This window comes from Mycoplasmatota bacterium (genome assembly GCA_018394295.1).
Taxonomy (GTDB): domain Bacteria; phylum Bacillota_I; class Bacilli_A; order Haloplasmatales; family Haloplasmataceae; genus JAENYC01.
The window spans coordinates 1,259,299-1,277,138 of the sequence record CP074573.1; the positions used below are offsets into that span (position 1 = coordinate 1,259,299).

The 17,840-nt window shown below is 27.5% G+C and carries 15 protein-coding genes; 14 read left to right on the forward strand and 1 reads right to left on the reverse strand.

What is annotated here, in order from left to right; translation table 11 throughout:
* Positions 1–13 precede the first annotated feature (13 nt).
* The 5 genes from dxs to spo0A all read left to right on the forward strand — a co-directional run bounded on the left by dxs (position 14) and on the right by spo0A (position 6,612).
* Complete coding sequence (gene dxs, locus KHQ81_05795; GenBank protein ID QVK19212.1) at positions 14–1,888, forward strand: 1-deoxy-D-xylulose-5-phosphate synthase; 1,875 nt, start codon at positions 14–16, stop codon at positions 1,886–1,888.
* Positions 1,881–2,681: a TlyA family RNA methyltransferase gene (locus KHQ81_05800; protein QVK19213.1), complete on the forward strand. Its 801-nt coding sequence runs from the start codon at positions 1,881–1,883 to the stop codon at positions 2,679–2,681. The genes dxs and KHQ81_05800 overlap by 8 nt, the downstream gene beginning before the upstream one ends.
* A 12-nt stretch (positions 2,682–2,693) precedes the next feature.
* The gene (gene recN / locus KHQ81_05805; GenBank protein ID QVK19214.1) at positions 2,694–4,382 is read left to right on the forward strand and encodes a DNA repair protein RecN; all 1,689 of its coding nucleotides are present in this window, start codon (positions 2,694–2,696) and stop codon (positions 4,380–4,382) included.
* Between the two features lie 193 nt (positions 4,383–4,575).
* On the forward strand, positions 4,576–5,625 hold the full coding sequence (gene spoIVB / locus KHQ81_05810) for a SpoIVB peptidase (GenBank protein ID QVK19215.1): 1,050 nt from the start codon (positions 4,576–4,578) through the stop codon (positions 5,623–5,625).
* Between the two features lie 192 nt (positions 5,626–5,817).
* Positions 5,818–6,612 (forward strand): sporulation transcription factor Spo0A, encoded by a 795-nt coding sequence (gene spo0A, locus KHQ81_05815; protein QVK19216.1) that lies wholly within the window; start codon positions 5,818–5,820, stop codon positions 6,610–6,612.
* Between the two features lie 39 nt (positions 6,613–6,651).
* On the opposite strand, the gene KHQ81_05820 is transcribed toward spo0A, so the two are convergent.
* Positions 6,652–6,846, reverse strand: coding sequence for a hypothetical protein (locus KHQ81_05820; GenBank protein QVK19217.1), 195 nt, complete (start codon positions 6,844–6,846; stop codon positions 6,652–6,654).
* Between the two features lie 89 nt (positions 6,847–6,935).
* Here KHQ81_05820 and KHQ81_05825 point away from each other — a divergent pair, with 89 nt between their 5' ends.
* The 9 genes from KHQ81_05825 (at position 6,936) to KHQ81_05865 (ending at position 17,677) form a co-directional block, all read left to right on the forward strand.
* On the forward strand, positions 6,936–8,123 hold the full coding sequence (locus tag KHQ81_05825; protein QVK19218.1) for a DNA polymerase IV: 1,188 nt from the start codon (positions 6,936–6,938) through the stop codon (positions 8,121–8,123).
* A gap of 9 nt (positions 8,124–8,132) precedes the next feature.
* Positions 8,133–8,882: an SDR family NAD(P)-dependent oxidoreductase gene (locus KHQ81_05830; protein ID QVK19219.1), complete on the forward strand. Its 750-nt coding sequence runs from the start codon at positions 8,133–8,135 to the stop codon at positions 8,880–8,882.
* A gap of 87 nt (positions 8,883–8,969) precedes the next feature.
* Complete coding sequence (locus tag KHQ81_05835; protein ID QVK19220.1) at positions 8,970–9,626, forward strand: stage II sporulation protein M; 657 nt, start codon at positions 8,970–8,972, stop codon at positions 9,624–9,626.
* Positions 9,627–9,638: 12 nt separating this feature from the next.
* The gene (locus KHQ81_05840) at positions 9,639–10,097 is read left to right on the forward strand and encodes a transcriptional repressor (GenBank protein ID QVK19221.1); all 459 of its coding nucleotides are present in this window, start codon (positions 9,639–9,641) and stop codon (positions 10,095–10,097) included.
* Positions 10,090–11,025: a site-specific tyrosine recombinase XerD gene (gene xerD, locus KHQ81_05845; GenBank protein ID QVK19222.1), complete on the forward strand. Its 936-nt coding sequence runs from the start codon at positions 10,090–10,092 to the stop codon at positions 11,023–11,025. The genes KHQ81_05840 and xerD overlap by 8 nt, the downstream gene beginning before the upstream one ends.
* Positions 11,022–12,200: a phosphopentomutase gene (gene deoB, locus KHQ81_05850; GenBank protein ID QVK19223.1), complete on the forward strand. Its 1,179-nt coding sequence runs from the start codon at positions 11,022–11,024 to the stop codon at positions 12,198–12,200. The genes xerD and deoB overlap by 4 nt, the downstream gene beginning before the upstream one ends.
* A gap of 120 nt (positions 12,201–12,320) precedes the next feature.
* Positions 12,321–15,533, forward strand: a complete 3,213-nt coding sequence (locus tag KHQ81_05855) for a DEAD/DEAH box helicase (GenBank protein QVK19224.1) — start codon at positions 12,321–12,323, stop codon at positions 15,531–15,533.
* An 83-nt stretch (positions 15,534–15,616) separates the two neighbouring features.
* Positions 15,617–16,981, forward strand: coding sequence for an MATE family efflux transporter (locus tag KHQ81_05860; protein QVK19225.1), 1,365 nt, complete (start codon positions 15,617–15,619; stop codon positions 16,979–16,981).
* Positions 16,982–17,245: 264 nt separating this feature from the next.
* Positions 17,246–17,677 (forward strand): DNA starvation/stationary phase protection protein, encoded by a 432-nt coding sequence (locus KHQ81_05865; GenBank protein QVK19226.1) that lies wholly within the window; start codon positions 17,246–17,248, stop codon positions 17,675–17,677.
* The last annotated feature ends 163 nt before the right edge of the window (positions 17,678–17,840 follow it).

Here is a 17,840-nt window from a genome sequence, read left to right on the forward strand (position 1 = left end):
AAGAAGTGATAAGATGCAGAAATTGTATGACATTAAAGACCCTAAATTTTTATCAACTATGTCAATTGAGCAATTAGAACAATTATGTGCTGAAATTCGTACTTTTTTGATCGAAAGTGTTTCTAAAACCGGTGGTCATTTAGGACCTAATTTAGGTGTAGTAGAATTAAGCGTTGCCCTACATAAAGTTTTTAATAGCCCTTATGATAAATTTATATTTGATGTTGGACATCAAGCCTATACCCATAAAATCTTAACTGGAAGAGCTAAATATTTTGATACCTTACGAAAATATAATGGTTTAAGTGGTTTTCCTAAAATGAGTGAAAGTGAGCATGATGTTTGGGAAACAGGTCATAGTTCAACTTCAATATCGGCTGCTGCTGGATTTGTCTATGCAAGAGATTATTTAAAAGAAAAATATCATGTTTTAGCTGTTATTGGAGATGGCTCATTAACTGGAGGCATGGCTTTTGAAGCTCTTAATCATTTAGGTCAAGCTAATAAGAAAATAATTGTGATTTTAAATGATAATAAAATGTCCATATCACAAAATGTCGGTGCAATGACAAATATGTTGAATCGAATGCGTTTAAGTCGTAAGTATAATAAAGCAAAAAAAATTTATTTAAATGTGATTAATAAAGAAAAACACATGTTTAGTTTAGCTAAAAGAATTCGAGATGGGATTAAATCATTTTTCTTACAAACAAATATTTTTGAAGAAATGGGTTTTGAATATTATGGTCCTATAGATGGTCATGATTTACCTACTTTAGTTCATACGTTTAATAATGTTAAAGCAATCGATAAACCAGTTTTAATACATGCCATTACTAAAAAAGGTAAGGGATATTCTTATGCTGAAGAAGATATTGAAGGTTTATGGCATGGTGTATCTCCTTTTGACATTATAACTGGTAAATCTATCGCTTCTAAGAAAGAAAACTTAAAAAGTTGGAGTAATATTATAAGTGAAGGGGTTACACGTTTAGCTGAAGAAGACAGTCGCATTGTGGTGATAACACCAGCGATGAAAAATGGTTCAGGGCTTAAAGTATTTGAAGATGCATTTCCTGATCGTTTAATTGATGTAGGTATTGCTGAGGAACATGCCATTACCTTTGCAGGTGGTTTAGCAAGTAACCATATGAAACCCTATGTTGCGATTTATTCAACCTTTTTACAAAGAGCTTATGATCAAGTGAATCATGATTTAGCACGACAAAACTTACCAGTTGTTATTGGAATTGATCGTGCTGGTTTAGTGGATGGCGATGGTAGTACACATCAAGGTATTTTTGATATTTCTTTTTTACGTCATATCCCAAATACAATAATTATGATGCCAAAAGACCCTAAAGAAGCTTATGATTTACTATATACTGCTTTTGAAAGTAAAAAATTAACATTTCTTCGCTATCCAAGAGGAAATGCAAGTGTTGAAGAATTAACAGATCACATCTTCCAGCCTATAAAAATTGGTACTTGGACAAAAGAACGTGAAGGGAATGATTTGATTTTTATATCTTACGGCCCAAGCGTTTCTTATATAAAAGAAATATGTGATAAAAATGAATTGAATGCGAAAATAATTAATGCTCGATTTATAAAACCTATAGATGAAGACATGTTAAGTGCTTTACTAAAGGAAAATAAACCAATCATTATCTTTGAAGAATCGATTAAAGTTGGTGGGTTAAATAGTGCTATATTAGAATTTGCTCAAAAACATCAATTTAACACGACTCAAATTTATAGTTTAGCGATTGATGATCAATTTGTTGAACAGGGTGATAAAGCACTTATTTTTAAAGATTTACACCTAGATGAAGCATCTATATTAAAATTTATTGAACAAATACAAGGTGAAATGTACGATGAATAAAGAGCGAATTGATGTTTTATTAGTTGAAAGAGGATTTTTTGAAACAAGAGAAAAAGCAAAAAGAAATATTATGGCTGGTCTTGTTTTTGTTAATAATGAAAAAATTGATAAACCAGGTGAAAAAGTGGATGTCACAAAAGAAATTATTGTTAAAGGAAATGTTTGTCCATATGTTTCACGTGGTGGTTATAAATTAGAAAAAGCTTTACAAGCATTTGATATTGATATTAAAAATAAAATAATGCTTGATATTGGTGCCTCAACTGGTGGTTTTACCGACTGTGCGCTTCAAAATGGTGTTAAACTTGTTTATGCTGTTGATGTGGGTTACAATCAACTTGATTGGAAGATGCGCTCACATAAACAAGTAATTAGTATAGAACGATGTAATTTTCGTTATGCTACAACTGAATTATTTACAAAAGGTCTACCTGAATTTGCATCTATTGATGTTTCATTTATCTCATTAAGATTAATTTTACCTGTATTAAAAACAATACTGGTAGAAAATGGAGAGGTTGTTGCATTAATTAAACCTCAATTTGAAGCAGGAAAAGCTCTAGTAGGAAAAAAAGGAATTGTAAGAGATAAATCAGTCCATTTAGCTGTTATAAACGAAATTATTGATTTTTGTGAATTAATTCATTTTGAAGTATTAAATCTTACCTTTTCACCTATAAAAGGGACCGAAGGAAATATAGAATTTTTACTACATTTAAAAAATAATGAAACTTTAGAAAAAAATAAAATCAATATTGAAAAAGTTGTTAATTTAGCGCATGAATTAAAATAGTGGGTGATAAATATGTTATCGCAGTTAAAAATTAAAAATTTTGCGATTATCGATGATTTAACGATTTCATTTGATGAGCAAATGACTGTATTAACGGGGGAAACAGGTTCAGGAAAATCAATTATAATATATGCAATTAGTTTGTTGTTAGGAGAACGTGCATCAAATGACATGATTCGATTTGATAAGGAAAAAGCGATAGTTGAAGGTTTATTTTATTATGAAAATTCAAAAATCGATCAAATTTTATCTGATTTTGGAATTGATTATGAAGATCAAATGTTAATTATCATTCGTGAAATCTCTAAAAATGGTCGGAATGTATGTAGACTAAATGGTAATTTAGTTACAGTTAATCAATTAAAAAAGATTAGTGGATTTTTAGTCGATGTTCATGTTCAACATGATACACAACGATTGATTAACACAAATAATTATCTGTATTTAATTGATTCATTTTGTGATGAGGGTTTTTCAATCACGTTAACATCCTATCAACAAGAATTAAGAACCTATTTAGGTATCCTTAAAAAATATAATGATTTAATTAAAGAAAATGCCTTGAATCAAGAAAAATTAGATTTTTATCAATATCAACAAAATGAATTTAAACAAGCAAATATTAGTTTAGTTGAATATCAACAATTAAATGAAAAAAGAAATCAATTCGTAAATTATGATAAAATTTTTGAAAATCTAAATACAGCACATGAAAAATTAAATGAAAATAAAATTTTAGAAAATATATATCATTGCGCAAATCACTTAAGTAAAATAGCTCAAATAAGCACAAAATATAATGAGATGAGTGAAAATTTACGTGCCATTTATTATCAATTAGATGATTTATCAAGTGTTTTATCTACTGAAATACAAGTACTTGATTATAATCCAAATGCATTAGATCAAATTGAATCTCGCTTAAATGTATATTCTACATTAAAACGAAAATACAAGATGGAAATTGATGATTTAATTGACTATCAAGAAAATTTAAAAGAAAAAATGGAAAATATTGAAAATTTTGATATTATTTTAAATTCATTACAGGAACAATTAAAAAGTCAATATCAGATTACTTTATCGCATGCACTGAAATTAAGAGAAAAAAGACAAAAAGTTGCAGAAGAGATAAAAACGCACTTAATAAACCATTTAAATGATTTAAAATTATTAAATACAACCTTTAATATTTTGTTTAATTATATAAACTTAGAGGAAAATGATTATTTAAATCCTAAAATTTTTAATGAGAACGGTATAGATACAATTGATTTTCATGTATCATTTAATTTAGGTGAACCTGCTAAACCTTTATCAAAAGTAGCATCAGGTGGTGAATTATCACGATTTATGTTAGGGTTAAAAACAATACTAACTGAGAAACAAAAATTATCTACCATTGTATTTGATGAAATTGATACTGGTGTTTCAGGAATTACTGCTAGTGCAATTGCTCAAAAAATTAAATCAATTTCCAATAATACCCAAGTTTTATGTATTTCACATTTACCTCAAGTAGCTTCAATTAGTGATCATCATTTATATATATCTAAAATAGAAGAAAACAATAGAACACATACAAACGTTAAATTATTGAATAAAGACGAACGAATTATGGAAATAGCGAAGATGATTGCTGGTGATGACATAAATGAAGTCGTCATAAATAACGCTAAGAATTTATTAAAGATAGAATAAATTAACAATAAATTTTAAAAAAATAAAATTTTATTGTTAAAAATTAAATAATATGACAAAATATATATTAATAAATATAAATTTATATATAAAATAAAGTTTCTTTACTTCCATTAATTATTGCCATGAAAGCTTAATATAATTTTGAAAAAGGACAAACAATATAAATGTAGCTTGTAAGGAATTGAGGTGAATGGATATTAATGTAAAGAAATATTTTATTACCATTCTATTTACCATAATTTTATCTTTTTTCTTTAATATCGATGTTTATGGGAGCCAAACCATTAAAGCTGAAGATATTTATTTAATTCCAGGTGGGGAGACAATTGGAATTGAACTTCAAACTAATGTTATTGTAGTAGATACATATAATGTGCGAAATAATCAAAAAACGATTAATCCAGCAAAGGATGCTGGAATTCAATCAGGCGATATGATTTTATATATTGATGGAAAAAAAATCAATAATATAGAAGATATCAAAAGTGAGCTAGCTAAGTATAAAAATATTCATGATCGACAGATGAATATTATTATAAAGCGAAATAATAAACTCTTAAGTAAAAAAATGTATCCAACTAGAACAAATAATAATGTAATTAGTTTAGGTATTTATTTACGGGATAATATTATGGGAATAGGAACTCTAACTTTTATTTATGATGATACTAATTTTGGCGCATTAGGTCATCAAATTCAGGATAAAAATATTCCTGATATGCAATTATATAAAACAAATGGTCATATAAAAAAAGCAGAAGTAACTAGTATAAACAAGAGTATACGTGGAAATCCTGGAGAAAAAAGAGCAACTTTTGATAAAAAAAGTATAGGGACAATTAATACCAATTCAATAACTGGTATATATGGGAAAGTAGATAAAAATTCATTTAAAAACAAAAAGAAATTGAAAATTGCAACTCAAGACAAAATTCAACTAGGACATGCAAAAATATTAACAGTCATTAATAAACACAAAGTAGAAGCATTTGATGTCAAAATAATTGAGACATTTAAGCAAAATCAAAAAGATATCAAAGGGATAAAACTTAAAATTACTGATGAACGTTTGTTAAATAAAACAGGCGGAATAATACAAGGAATGAGCGGAAGTCCAATTATTCAAAATAATCGAATTATTGGCGCAGTTACGCATGTATTAGTTGATGATACGACAATAGGTTATGGAGTTTATATTGAATTTATGTTAGAAGATATGGGAATTGATATTCAAGATTAGTACTTATTTTCGACAAAATCGACTCTAGATTATCAATTAAATCATATTAATACAATAAAAATATGTCGAAAAGCTTATTATATATATAAAATAAGCGGAAATCAATAAATATTTATTGAACTTGCTATAATATGTATTTTATAATTAGTTTGTAAGCTTTTTTGATATATTTTAGAGGGGGATTGTATAAAGATGTCAGAGATTAAGGTTTTTATTACCGATGATAGTAGAGAACATGTTACGATGATGAGAGAAATTATAAATCTTCAGGATAACATGGAAATCATTGGATGCACGTATGATGGAGTGAGTTTACTAGAGAAATTAAAAACTACTGAGGTCGATGTTCTACTTCTAGACATAGTAATGCCTAATTTTGATGGGATTCAAGTTTTACAGAAATTAACTAGTGATAACTACTATAAACGTCCGAAACATATTATTGTTTTCTCAGCGTTTAATCAAGAATCATTATTAGTTAAATCATCTGAATTAGGTGCAGATTACTTCGTTATGAAACCATTTAATGTAAATCATATTATCGATTTGATAAATGATTTAGGAAATTCAGCTGAATCAACAAAGAAATCAAAAAATAAAAGTGTTTTTGCGATTCAAAGTGAAGTTCCAACTGATTTAAATTCTGAAATTACAGCTATCTTACATGAAATTGGTGTTCCTGCCCATATTAAAGGGTATTTATACTTAAGAGAATCAATATCTATGGTATATAGTAATATTGAAATCTTAGGATCAATCACAAAGGTGTTATATCCTGAAGTTGCTAAAAAGTATCGGACAACCTCTTCTAGAGTAGAACGGGCAATTAGACATGCAATTGAAGTAGCTTGGAACCGTGGTAATATTGATGCTATTAGTTCTATATTTAGTTATACGGTGAGTTTAGCAAAATCAAAACCGACCAATTCAGAATTTATTGCTATGATAGCAGATCGCTTACGATTGGAACATCGTAAAGCATCATAATAAACAAAAAAAATACTACACATTATGTGTAGTATTTTTTTAGATTAATCTAACTAACCATGCAACTAATCCCGCTACAGGAACGCCCACAAATGCTAAAATCATTAAAATAATGATGAATTTTGTAAATTTTGAATGGTTTAAGTTATTATCTCGGCGTTTCATAGTCAAAGCGCTATTTTTATTAACAGACGAAGATGCTTGTCCGGGTTTTTTATTTGTTTTCTTTGCCATTGTTTTCACCTCAATTTTAAAATGTTATAATATTAGTATGTCCTTCTTTATTATAATATAAAATAAAGTAAATTAAAAGGGGTGAAAGTATGAAAAGTAATGTAAAAATCATATTTCACATTGATATGAATGCTTTCTTTATTTCATGTGAACTCATTAATCATCCTGAATTAAAGAATAAACCATTAGCGATTGCTGGTAAAGCAGCGATTTATAATAAAGGTGTTGTTGTAACTGCTAGTTATGAAGCACGTAAATATGGTGTCAAAGCAGCTATGCCAGTATTTGAAGCAAGAAGATTATGTCCACATATTTTATGTATCCCTTCAAATATGGCACTTTATCGGGAAAACTCAAGAAAATTTATCTGTTTTTTACAACGTTATTCAAAATATATTGAAGTTGCTTCTATAGATGAGGCATATTTAGATGTTACAGAACGTTGTCAAAACATCCATCCAATAACCCTAGCGAAAGAAATTCAACAAAAATTAGTAGATGAGTATCAATTACCTACGAGTATTGGAATTGCGACTAATAAATTTTTAGCTAAAATGGCTTCAGATATGAAAAAACCAATGGGAATTACTGTGTTAAGAAATAAGGAAATAAAAGAAAAATTATGGCCTTTACCAATTGGTGACATGTATGGAATTGGTAAAAAAACTGCACCTAAACTTATTAGTAAAGGCATTAAAACAATAGGAGAATTAGTTAAAGAAGAAAATAAAGATACAGTAAAAGAAATTCTAGGGAATCAATATACTCATTTTTATCAAAATGCCTTAGGTTATGGTAATAATGTCGTTGACCCTGAAAGGTATGCAGACAATAAAAGTATAGGAAATTCATCAACGTATCGTGAAAATATTGTACATGAAAGGATAGCTTACAAGCATTTAAGAGAATTAACAGAAAGTGTTGTTAAACGTTTAAATAAGCATCGTTATTTAACCAAAACTATTACAGTTCAAATTAAATATGTAGATTTTAAATCTTATACAAAAAGTAAAACAATAAGTAATTATACTGATGAATTTCATGTGATATATAATATTATTATCGATTTATTTGATGTATTATGGAATAAATCTCCGATTCGTTTATTAGGTGTAAGTACTTCCCATCTTATTGAGAAAAAAGTTATGAATAAGCAATTAAGTTTATTTAATTATGAACACTTTGCTGAAGATGAACAAATTGTTAAGTTAATGAATAAAATCAACCGAAAATATGGTGACAATACAATAAAAAAAGGAAATAAATTAAAGAAATGAGGATAAAAAATGCGATATACCGTAATAACCGGTGCTTCAAGTGGTATTGGTAAGGAATTAGCTTACATATATGCAAAACATGGCCATCATTTAATTTTAATCGCAAGAAGGGTAAATATACTAGTTGAATTAAAAAAAGAATTAGAGGCGATGTATGACGTTTTGATTGAATGTATCTCTTGTGACTTAAATGAATTAGACAATGTACAAAATATATTTGAAAAAATTAACCAAACTTATGAAATCAATTGTTTAATTAATAATGCAGGACTTTCTTATTTTGAATATGTAGAAGATTTATCTTTAAAAAACATCCAGGAACAAACAAATGTCAATGTTATTTCTCCCATACTAGGGACTAGAATTTTATTAAGCAATATATTGCGAAATAAAGGCTCTGTAATAAATATTTGCTCTGTCTTGAGTTATTTACCTAACTTAAAATCAAGCGTATATACAGCCTCTAAATACGCTCTCTATGGTTTTTCAAATACATTAAGATTAGAATATCCTAAACTTCATGTATTAACCGTCCATCCAATTACAGTAAAGACGAACTTTTTTAAAGATCCTAGCTATCTATCACAAGTTAAAAAAGTTATTGAACCAAAAACGGTTGCTTATAAAACCTATCGTTATCATGTAAAAAAGAAAAGAAAATGTGATATTCCTAGGTCAGTTAGTTTATTAAATATTCTTTATCATTTTTTTCCAAGGATATTCGATTATTTAAATCGTCGATTTTTTTCTAATAAATAAATAATTTCATAATAATTTGTCCATTGAATTCGTATAATTTACTATATAATTTTTAATTATAATTTATTATTTGATGAGGCGAATATTATGAGGCATGGAGTTAATAAGTATTATTCATATAATCAAAAAGATCAATCCTATCAAAAAAAGATAGTTAATAAAAGTGTACCCTATTATCTTTTTACAGTAATTTTATTTATTGTAGGTTTTATTTCTGGTAATGTGGTTTGTTATGATTTAAATAATCAAAAATTATTATCTGTAATTAATCCTGTTAAAGATACCATAGAAGTATTATCAGTTGAAAAATCATTATCATTGCTCATCAAAAGTTTTTTTACCCATTTTACCTATATTTTTATAATATGGTTTCTATCTTTAACAATAATTGGTATAATATTGGTAATGTTTATCATTTTCTTTGTTGGATTTATGTATGGTGTTGTTATAAGTAGTTTTACTTATCAGTTAGGTTTTCAAGGTCTATTGATTGGTTTTTTTTATACATTTCCGCAAAATGTAATTTTAATTCCATTATTAATTTATATTTCAAGTCATTCAATCAGATTATCGTTAGCGATATTTAAAAATTTCTTTCAGAGTAGTAGCCGTAAGTATTTAAAAGACTTACTCAATCAATATTACAATCAACTCTTTTTTGCGACTGGAATATTGATTATTTATGCTTTAATCATGAGTATTTTTGGTAATGTATTTACAAATATTTTAAAATCTTTAATATAAAGAGGTGATTCCATGATTTTAGTTCAACAAGAACTTAATAAATATCTTCGTAAAATTAAAGAACATCATGCTAAAATAACACCACAGCGTATAGAAATTCTTAATATATTTTTAAATAATAAAGATGATCATTTTACCGCAGAAGATATATTAAGAAAATTAAATGAATCTAAAACTGGACAAGCAACTGTTTATAGAACACTAGAACTATTTTGTTCAGCAGGAATATTAAAGAAAGTTAATTTTAAAAATGAAGAATTTGCACGATATGATTTACTTGATTTAGATGAAAAACATTTTCATCATCATTTAGTATGCAATAACTGCGGAAAGGTGATTGAAATAAGTGATGATTTACTTGATCACATTGAAAACAAAGTTCAAACAGACTATCATTTTCAAATAATGAATCATGAATTAATATTAAGTGGGATTTGTCAAGAGTGTCAAACGAGTGATAACAATGAATAATAATATAGATTATTTAATTGATGAATTTAATCATTATTTACTAATCGAAAGAGGATTAAGTCAAAATACAATCACTTCATATAATAACGATATTATACAGTATAGTGATTATTTAAAAGTGACTGATATTAACTTAATAAAAAGAGAACATATTATTGAATTTCTAAATCATTTACATGACTTAAATTTAAAACCAAAATCAATTGCGAGAAAAATATCAGCGATTAAAATGTTTCATAAATTTTTATTTTTAAATAATTATATTACTGAAAATGTATCGTTTTTTATCGAACAACCCAAACTAGAAAAGAGTTTACCTGAAGTATTATCAACACAAGAAATAGATGCATTATTAAATAGTTTTACAGAAGAAACCGCTATTGATTTAAGAAATAAAACGATGGTTGAATTAATGTATTCTACTGGACTTCGCGTCAGTGAACTAGTAAACTTAAATATAGAAGATATACATCTATCAATGGGTTTTTTGAAATGTCGAGGAAAAGGTAATAAGGAAAGAATTATACCGATTGGTGAAATCGCAATTAAATTATTAGAGAAATATTTAAATAGTGCTAGAAATAAATTAAATATTCACTATGATAACCAAATTTTATTCTTAAACCAAAATGGTTTAAGAATATCTAGGTATGTGTTTTGGAAATTATTAAAAACACAGGCAAATAAAATTAACTTAACAAGAAACTTATCACCACATAAATTAAGACATTCATTTGCGACACATTTATTAGAAAATCAAGTTGATATACGATATATCCAAGAATTATTAGGGCACAGTGATATTTCAACAACACAAATTTACACCCATGTAAATAGTAAACGGTTAAATGATGTGATAAGAGACTTTCATCCACGAAAAAATATCCATACCTTAAATCAAACAGAAGTAAAAGGAGCTAAAAAATGAAATTTAAACGTACTTTTTTAATAGTATTAGATTCGCTTGGTTGTGGAGCGATGGAAGATGCACAAGAATACGGTGATGAAGGTAGTAACACCATTAAACATATCTCAGAACAAATGACACTTAATCTACCTTATATGCAAAAATTAGGTTATGGAAATATAACCGAGATTAAAAATGTACCAAAAACAGAAGAACCTATGGGATATTTTACAAAAATGGAAGAGAAATCAGTAGGAAAGGATACCATGACAGGGCATTGGGAGTTTATGGGACTTCATGTCACAGAACCCTTTCAAACATTCACTGATACAGGATTTCCTAAAGCATTAATTGATGAATTAGAAAGAAAAACAGGAAGAAAAGTGATTGGGAACAAAGCTGCATCTGGTACAGAGATATTAGTAGAACTTGGCGAAGAACAAATGAAAACAGGTGATTTAATTGTTTATACTTCTGCCGATTCTGTATTACAAATAGCCGCTCATGAAGAAATTGTCCCTCTTGACGAATTATATCGAATATGTGAGATTGCCCGTGAAATGACTTTATCAGATGAATGGAAGGTAGGAAGAATAATCGCTAGACCTTTTATTGGTACTGATAAAGCAAATTTCAAGCGTACACCTAATCGTCATGATTATGCTTTAAAACCTTTTGGTAAAACTGTACTAAACTATCTACAAGAAAATAATTATGATGTGATATCCATCGGTAAGATTAAAGATATCTATGATGGAGAAGGGATTACACAAGCCTACAAATCAAAATCAAATACAAATGGTTGTGAAATCTTACTAGAGCAAATTAAGAAAGATTTTACAGGTATTTGTTTTATGAACTTAGTTGATTTTGACGCTTTATATGGACACAGAAGAAATCCAATCGGCTATGGCGAAGCAATAAATGAATTTGATACTTATTTAGGTAAAATGCTTAATCAGTTAAAGGAAGATGATTTATTAATCTTAACAGCCGATCATGGTAATGATCCTATTCACCATGGAACTGACCACACAAGAGAATATGTACCACTTTTAGTCTACAGTAAAAAATTAAAAACACCGAAAGCTTTATCAATTAGAACATCGTTTGCTGATATTGGCGCAACAATCGCTGAAAATTATCAAGTCCAAAATGGTCAAATAGGAAAAAGCTTCTTAAATGATTTACAATAATTTATGACATATAAAACAAGATTGATTATCATCTTGTTTTATTTTTTATTTAACTAAACATCAATGTTATTTACATCTTTGTAAAATTCATGTAAAATAATAAGAATGAGGAGGTATTAAATGAATATAAAACAAATTAAACAACAAGCATCAAATCAAATCACATTTGAACGTGGTGTTGATTATTATGAAAATGGACATGTACAAAATTACCATATGAATGTCTCTAAAAATATAACCTTAGATGCCCAAGTGATTGGAAGTCTAAATAATATTTATCAAGTAAGAGCAGAATTTAATGAATATAACGAATTAGAAGAATATAATTGTCAATGTCAAGCATTTAATACCTACAAAGGCTGTTGTAAACACATTATCGCCTTATTACTTCATTATTATTATGATATTGACCATAAACCAACTCATTTTGGTCAATCAGTTACCAAAACAGACAGAATTGCAGCTAAAATGATTACCAATTACACGAATAAAAGTATTAATGAAGTCGTTTCAGATACTTCTTTTCAAAAAGTGCACTTAATTCCACAATTGGATATTGATTATAAAGGTAAATTACGAATGAGTTTTACGATTGGTCATGTAAGACCTTATGTATTACGTAGCTTATCAAAGTTCTATCATGATATGAATGAGCATAATATTACAGAATATGGGAAAAATTTAACGTTTTATCATGATATTAAACATTTTTCAGAAGACTCACAGGCTTTAGTAAAGTTTGTTTTAAATGTATATTTTGAATCACATTATTATCAGTTAGAATCAAATTATTACAGACCAAGAAATGATGATCGTTTTTTAACGATATCACCAAGTGCTTTAGATAAATTTTTTGAAATTTATATCAATAAAAATATAAATTTTTCAGAAAATGGGAAGCAAACACAGGTTACTTTTGTTGATACAAAACCAAATATTACTTTGTCAATCAAACCAGTTGAGGATGCTTTTGACCTATCGATTAATTTTAAAGAAGCATTGATATTAAATGGTGAATCATATCAATATATTTTAATTGATCATTTACTTTACCGTTTAAATGAGAATTTTACTGAAAAGGTCGGTCCTTTACTTCAAGCTTTAAGAGAAAAAGGAGCTTCACTCATTATTAGTCGTCAAGATATGCCCACATTTTGTATAAATGTCTTAAATGAAATAAGAAATCATATAACAATTAATGCTGATGAAAATATATTAAGCGAATTTGAACCTACGCCTTTAGTATCAAAATTATATATAGATTTGGATGAAGAACATATTGTGTCAGCAAAATTAAAATTTATATATGGTGATTATGAATTTGATGCTTTTGATGAAAGAAGAGGAGACATTTATCGAAATGTAAAGGAAGAACTAATCGCTAAAAACATGGTTAAAAAATATTTTGAAATAGAGTACAAAGAAAAAGCACAATTTCAAATATATGAGAATGAAATGATTTATCATCTTTATGTAGAAGGAATTGAAGAATTATCTAAATATATGCAAATATATGTTTCTGATCAATTTAAATCACTTGTAAGAAAGTCACCAAGTATTAAAATTGGTGTAAATGTAAATCATCATTTATTAGATATTGATATTGATACATCCGAATTTCCGATGAATGAGTTAATGGATATTTTACAAGCCTATAAACGAAATAAAAAATATTTTCGCTTAAAAGATGGTTCATTTATCCATTTAGAAGATAATTCATTATCAGAACTCGCTCAAATTACCGATGGTCTTGATTTATCAATTGAAGATTTGGAAAATCAAAATGTTACAGTTCCTAAATATCGTGCATTATTCTTAGACAATATGTTAAAAAATAGTGAGTTTATTAAATCTGAACGTGATAATTACTTTAAAGAAATTGTTCGTGATGTGAAAGATGTAGATGATACAGCTTTTATAATTCCAGATACATTAAAAGATATTTTAAGAAACTATCAAAAAACAGGATTTCGTTGGTTAAAAACAATGAGTTATTATGGATTTGGTGGCATCTTAGCTGATGATATGGGATTGGGTAAAACGATTCAAATTATATCATTAATTCAATCCTATTTAAATGAAACACCTAATTCAATTCCCACTTTGGTTGTATGTCCGGCTTCATTAGTACTAAATTGGGAAGTAGAATTAAATCATTTTGCTCCTCAAATAAAAGTATTAACAATCATTGGCTCTATCGATGCTAGGAAAGATATTATTAAAAGAATTGATCAATATGAAGTCATACTTACCTCATATGATTACTTAAAACGGGATATTGACTTATATATAGATAAAAAATTTATGTTTCATATTATCGATGAAGCACAATATATAAAAAACCATCATACCTTAAATGCTCGTTCTGTTAAGCAAATAAAAAGTCAATGTCGTTTTGCATTGACTGGAACACCAATTGAAAACAATCTAGCGGAAATCTGGTCTATTTTTGATTTTATTATGCCTGGTTATTTATATTCTTATCGAAAGTTTAATCAAAATTATGAAATCCCAATTGTAAAAGAAGAAAATAAAAAAGTTTTATGTAATTTAAAGAAATTAATAACACCTTTTGTTATTAGAAGATTAAAAAAGGATGTCTTAAAAGAATTACCAGATAAGACTGAAACAACGATGTATGCCTATCTAGAAGGAGAACAAAAAAAGTTATATCTAGCCAATGTTGCTTTGATAAAAAAAGAAGTCAATGAAAAAATACAATCTGGTTTTAATAAAAATAAGTTGATGATTTTATCAATGTTAACCCGTTTACGACAATTATGCTGTGATCCTAGTTTATACTATGATGATTATCATGGTGAGAGTGCAAAATTGAAAATGTGTCTACAACTAATCGACACTTCAATTGAATCTGGACATAAAATATTGTTATTTTCTCAGTTTACCTCTATGTTAGCGATTATTAAAAACAAGTTAATTGAAAAAGGAATTTCATTTTACTTATTAGAAGGTGCGACTAAAAAAGAAGAACGAAAACGTTTGGTCGATCATTTTAATGCAGATGATACCAATGTATTTTTAATATCATTAAAGGCTGGGGGGACTGGTTTAAATTTAACCAGTGCTGATGTTGTCATTCATTATGATCCTTGGTGGAATATTAGTGCTCAAAATCAAGCAACAGATAGAACCCATCGAATTGGTCAAAAAGAAAATGTCCAGGTATATAAATTAATTGCGAAAAATACCATTGAAGAGAAGATACTCAAACTGCAAGAATCAAAACTTAGATTAGCTGATTCAATTATTGTCGAAGATGATGGTATTATAACCAAAATGTCTGAAAAAGATATTTTGGAATTATTTGACTGAGCCGAAAGGCTCTTTTTTTCATGGATAATTATATTGATTTATGATATAATGGTACGATGTTGTATAGAATAGTAGGTGATATGATGTTTAAAAAATATTCTTTTTCTAAAAATTCTCTTTTTTATCATGGATTAATTCGATTAGCGATTCCGATGGCCATGACAGCTTTACTTGGTTCATTATTGAATATGGTAGATACCTTTATGATTAGTAAATTGGGAGGAACAGCTGTAGCTGCTGTTGGTACGAGTAACAAAGTCTTTTTTCTAATGATCGTTACATTATATGGGGTTTATAGTGGATTTGGTGTTTTTGTCTCACAATATTGGGGTAAAAAAGATATAAAACGACTTCAATCGGTATATATGCTTGCTCTAATAACGGGTATATTTATATCAGTAATAATAACCCTTCTATGTTTAGTTATTCCAAAAGAAATTTTATCCCTTTTTTCAGATGATCCAGAAGTTCTAACGTTAGGTGTTACTTACCTAAGAATCACTAGTTTCACATTTATAATATCAGCGATCGGATTTAGTTTTGAAATGGTTTCAAGAGCTACTGAAAAAGTCATGCTTCCTTTTTTTGTTTCTGGTATTGGTGTTATTGTTAATTCACTATTAAATTATGTTTTAATATTTGGGAAATTAGGTTTTGAAGAAATGGGAGTTGAAGGGGCTGCAATAGCAACGCTTATATCTCGTTCTTTACAGTTAATCATATATTTATTTTATATATTTATCACAAAACATCCTGTATTATTTATAAAAATAAAGAATTTTGTTTATGAACCTCAATTGTTTAAAAAAATATATTTAAAAACTATACCTGTAGTTGGTAATGAGTTCTTTTGGGCGCTAGGGATTATCTCAATCTTTGCTGCTTATGGACAAAAAGGAACAGATGCATTAGCGTCAATGCAGTTATTTGATACAATTGTTGCATTGTTAACTGTATTTACAATGGGAATTGCTAATTCAAGTGCCATTATGATTGGTAAAAAAATAGGAGAAAAGAAAATAGATGAAGCAAAATGGTATGCTAAGTTATTTTTATATAACTCAGTTCGCTTTGGTTTTTTAACCTCACTTGTATTAATTGCTTTTATTCCACTTGTTCCTATAATATTTAACACTCAAGGAGAAGCAATTATTTATAATATACAAAATTGTCTTCTTGTTTTTGCAGGATATATGCCTTTTAATCTATTAGCTGCTACATTTATTGTTGGTATCTTAAGAAGTGGAGGAGATACAAAAGCAGCTTTTATATTTGAGGTTTCAACCTTATGGGGATACGCTGTACCAATGGCCTTTCTATTGGTTCTTTTCACTCCATTATCTATCCCTATTATATACTTAATTATTACTTTTGAATTAGTGATAAAAGTTGTTTTTTGTTATATTCGTTATAAATCAGGAAAGTATTTACATAATTTAGTTCATTAATAATAACTCAATAATTTCAATCATTTAGGATGCTTATGCATCCTTTTTTTATGTTATAACTTTCTTTCGGTTCACAATTTATTGTTAAACATATTCATAATTACATTTTGGTTTAATTTATACTGGTAAATGAATGTCGAATAAGGTATTAACTAATTAATCAATTTCACAGTCTACAAATAATTACATCATTAATAGAGGGAATAAATAATAGTTAGCAACTTAAGAAGATTATTGTCATATATTGTAAAAGGAGGGGTAAAAATGGATGAAAAAAACTTGAAAAAGTATTTTGCTGATCTAAATACAGTGCTTTATAATATTTTAAATTTTCATTGGAATGTAACAGGAGGATTATTTATAACACTTCACAGATTATATCAGGAGCAATATGAATTTTTATTTGATAGTATTGATCAACTAGCAGAAATATTTAAAGCAAAAGGAATATACCCATTAACTTGTTTACGAGAAATCTATGATCTAGCTGATATTAAAACAATGGAATCAAAAGATTATACTGCCAGAGAAACAATAGAAAGTGAAATAGAGCAATTTGAACTTTTAAATAAAAAATCTATTTCACTAGCTGATGCTGCCAATGAAGAAGGGGATTTAACACTTGTTGATTACTTTACAGATCAATCTAATTTCTTTAATAAACAATTATACTTTTTACGACAATTTATTAAGTAATATATATACTCATAATTCTATAATTATTTAATAGATTATATGACTATATTTATACCTTAGAATATTGTCGATATTTAATATTTAAAACTTGGTATTTTGACAATATTTGATAACATTAAATGTATTCATTACTTTTATAATATAAATCATAAAAAGTTTACCT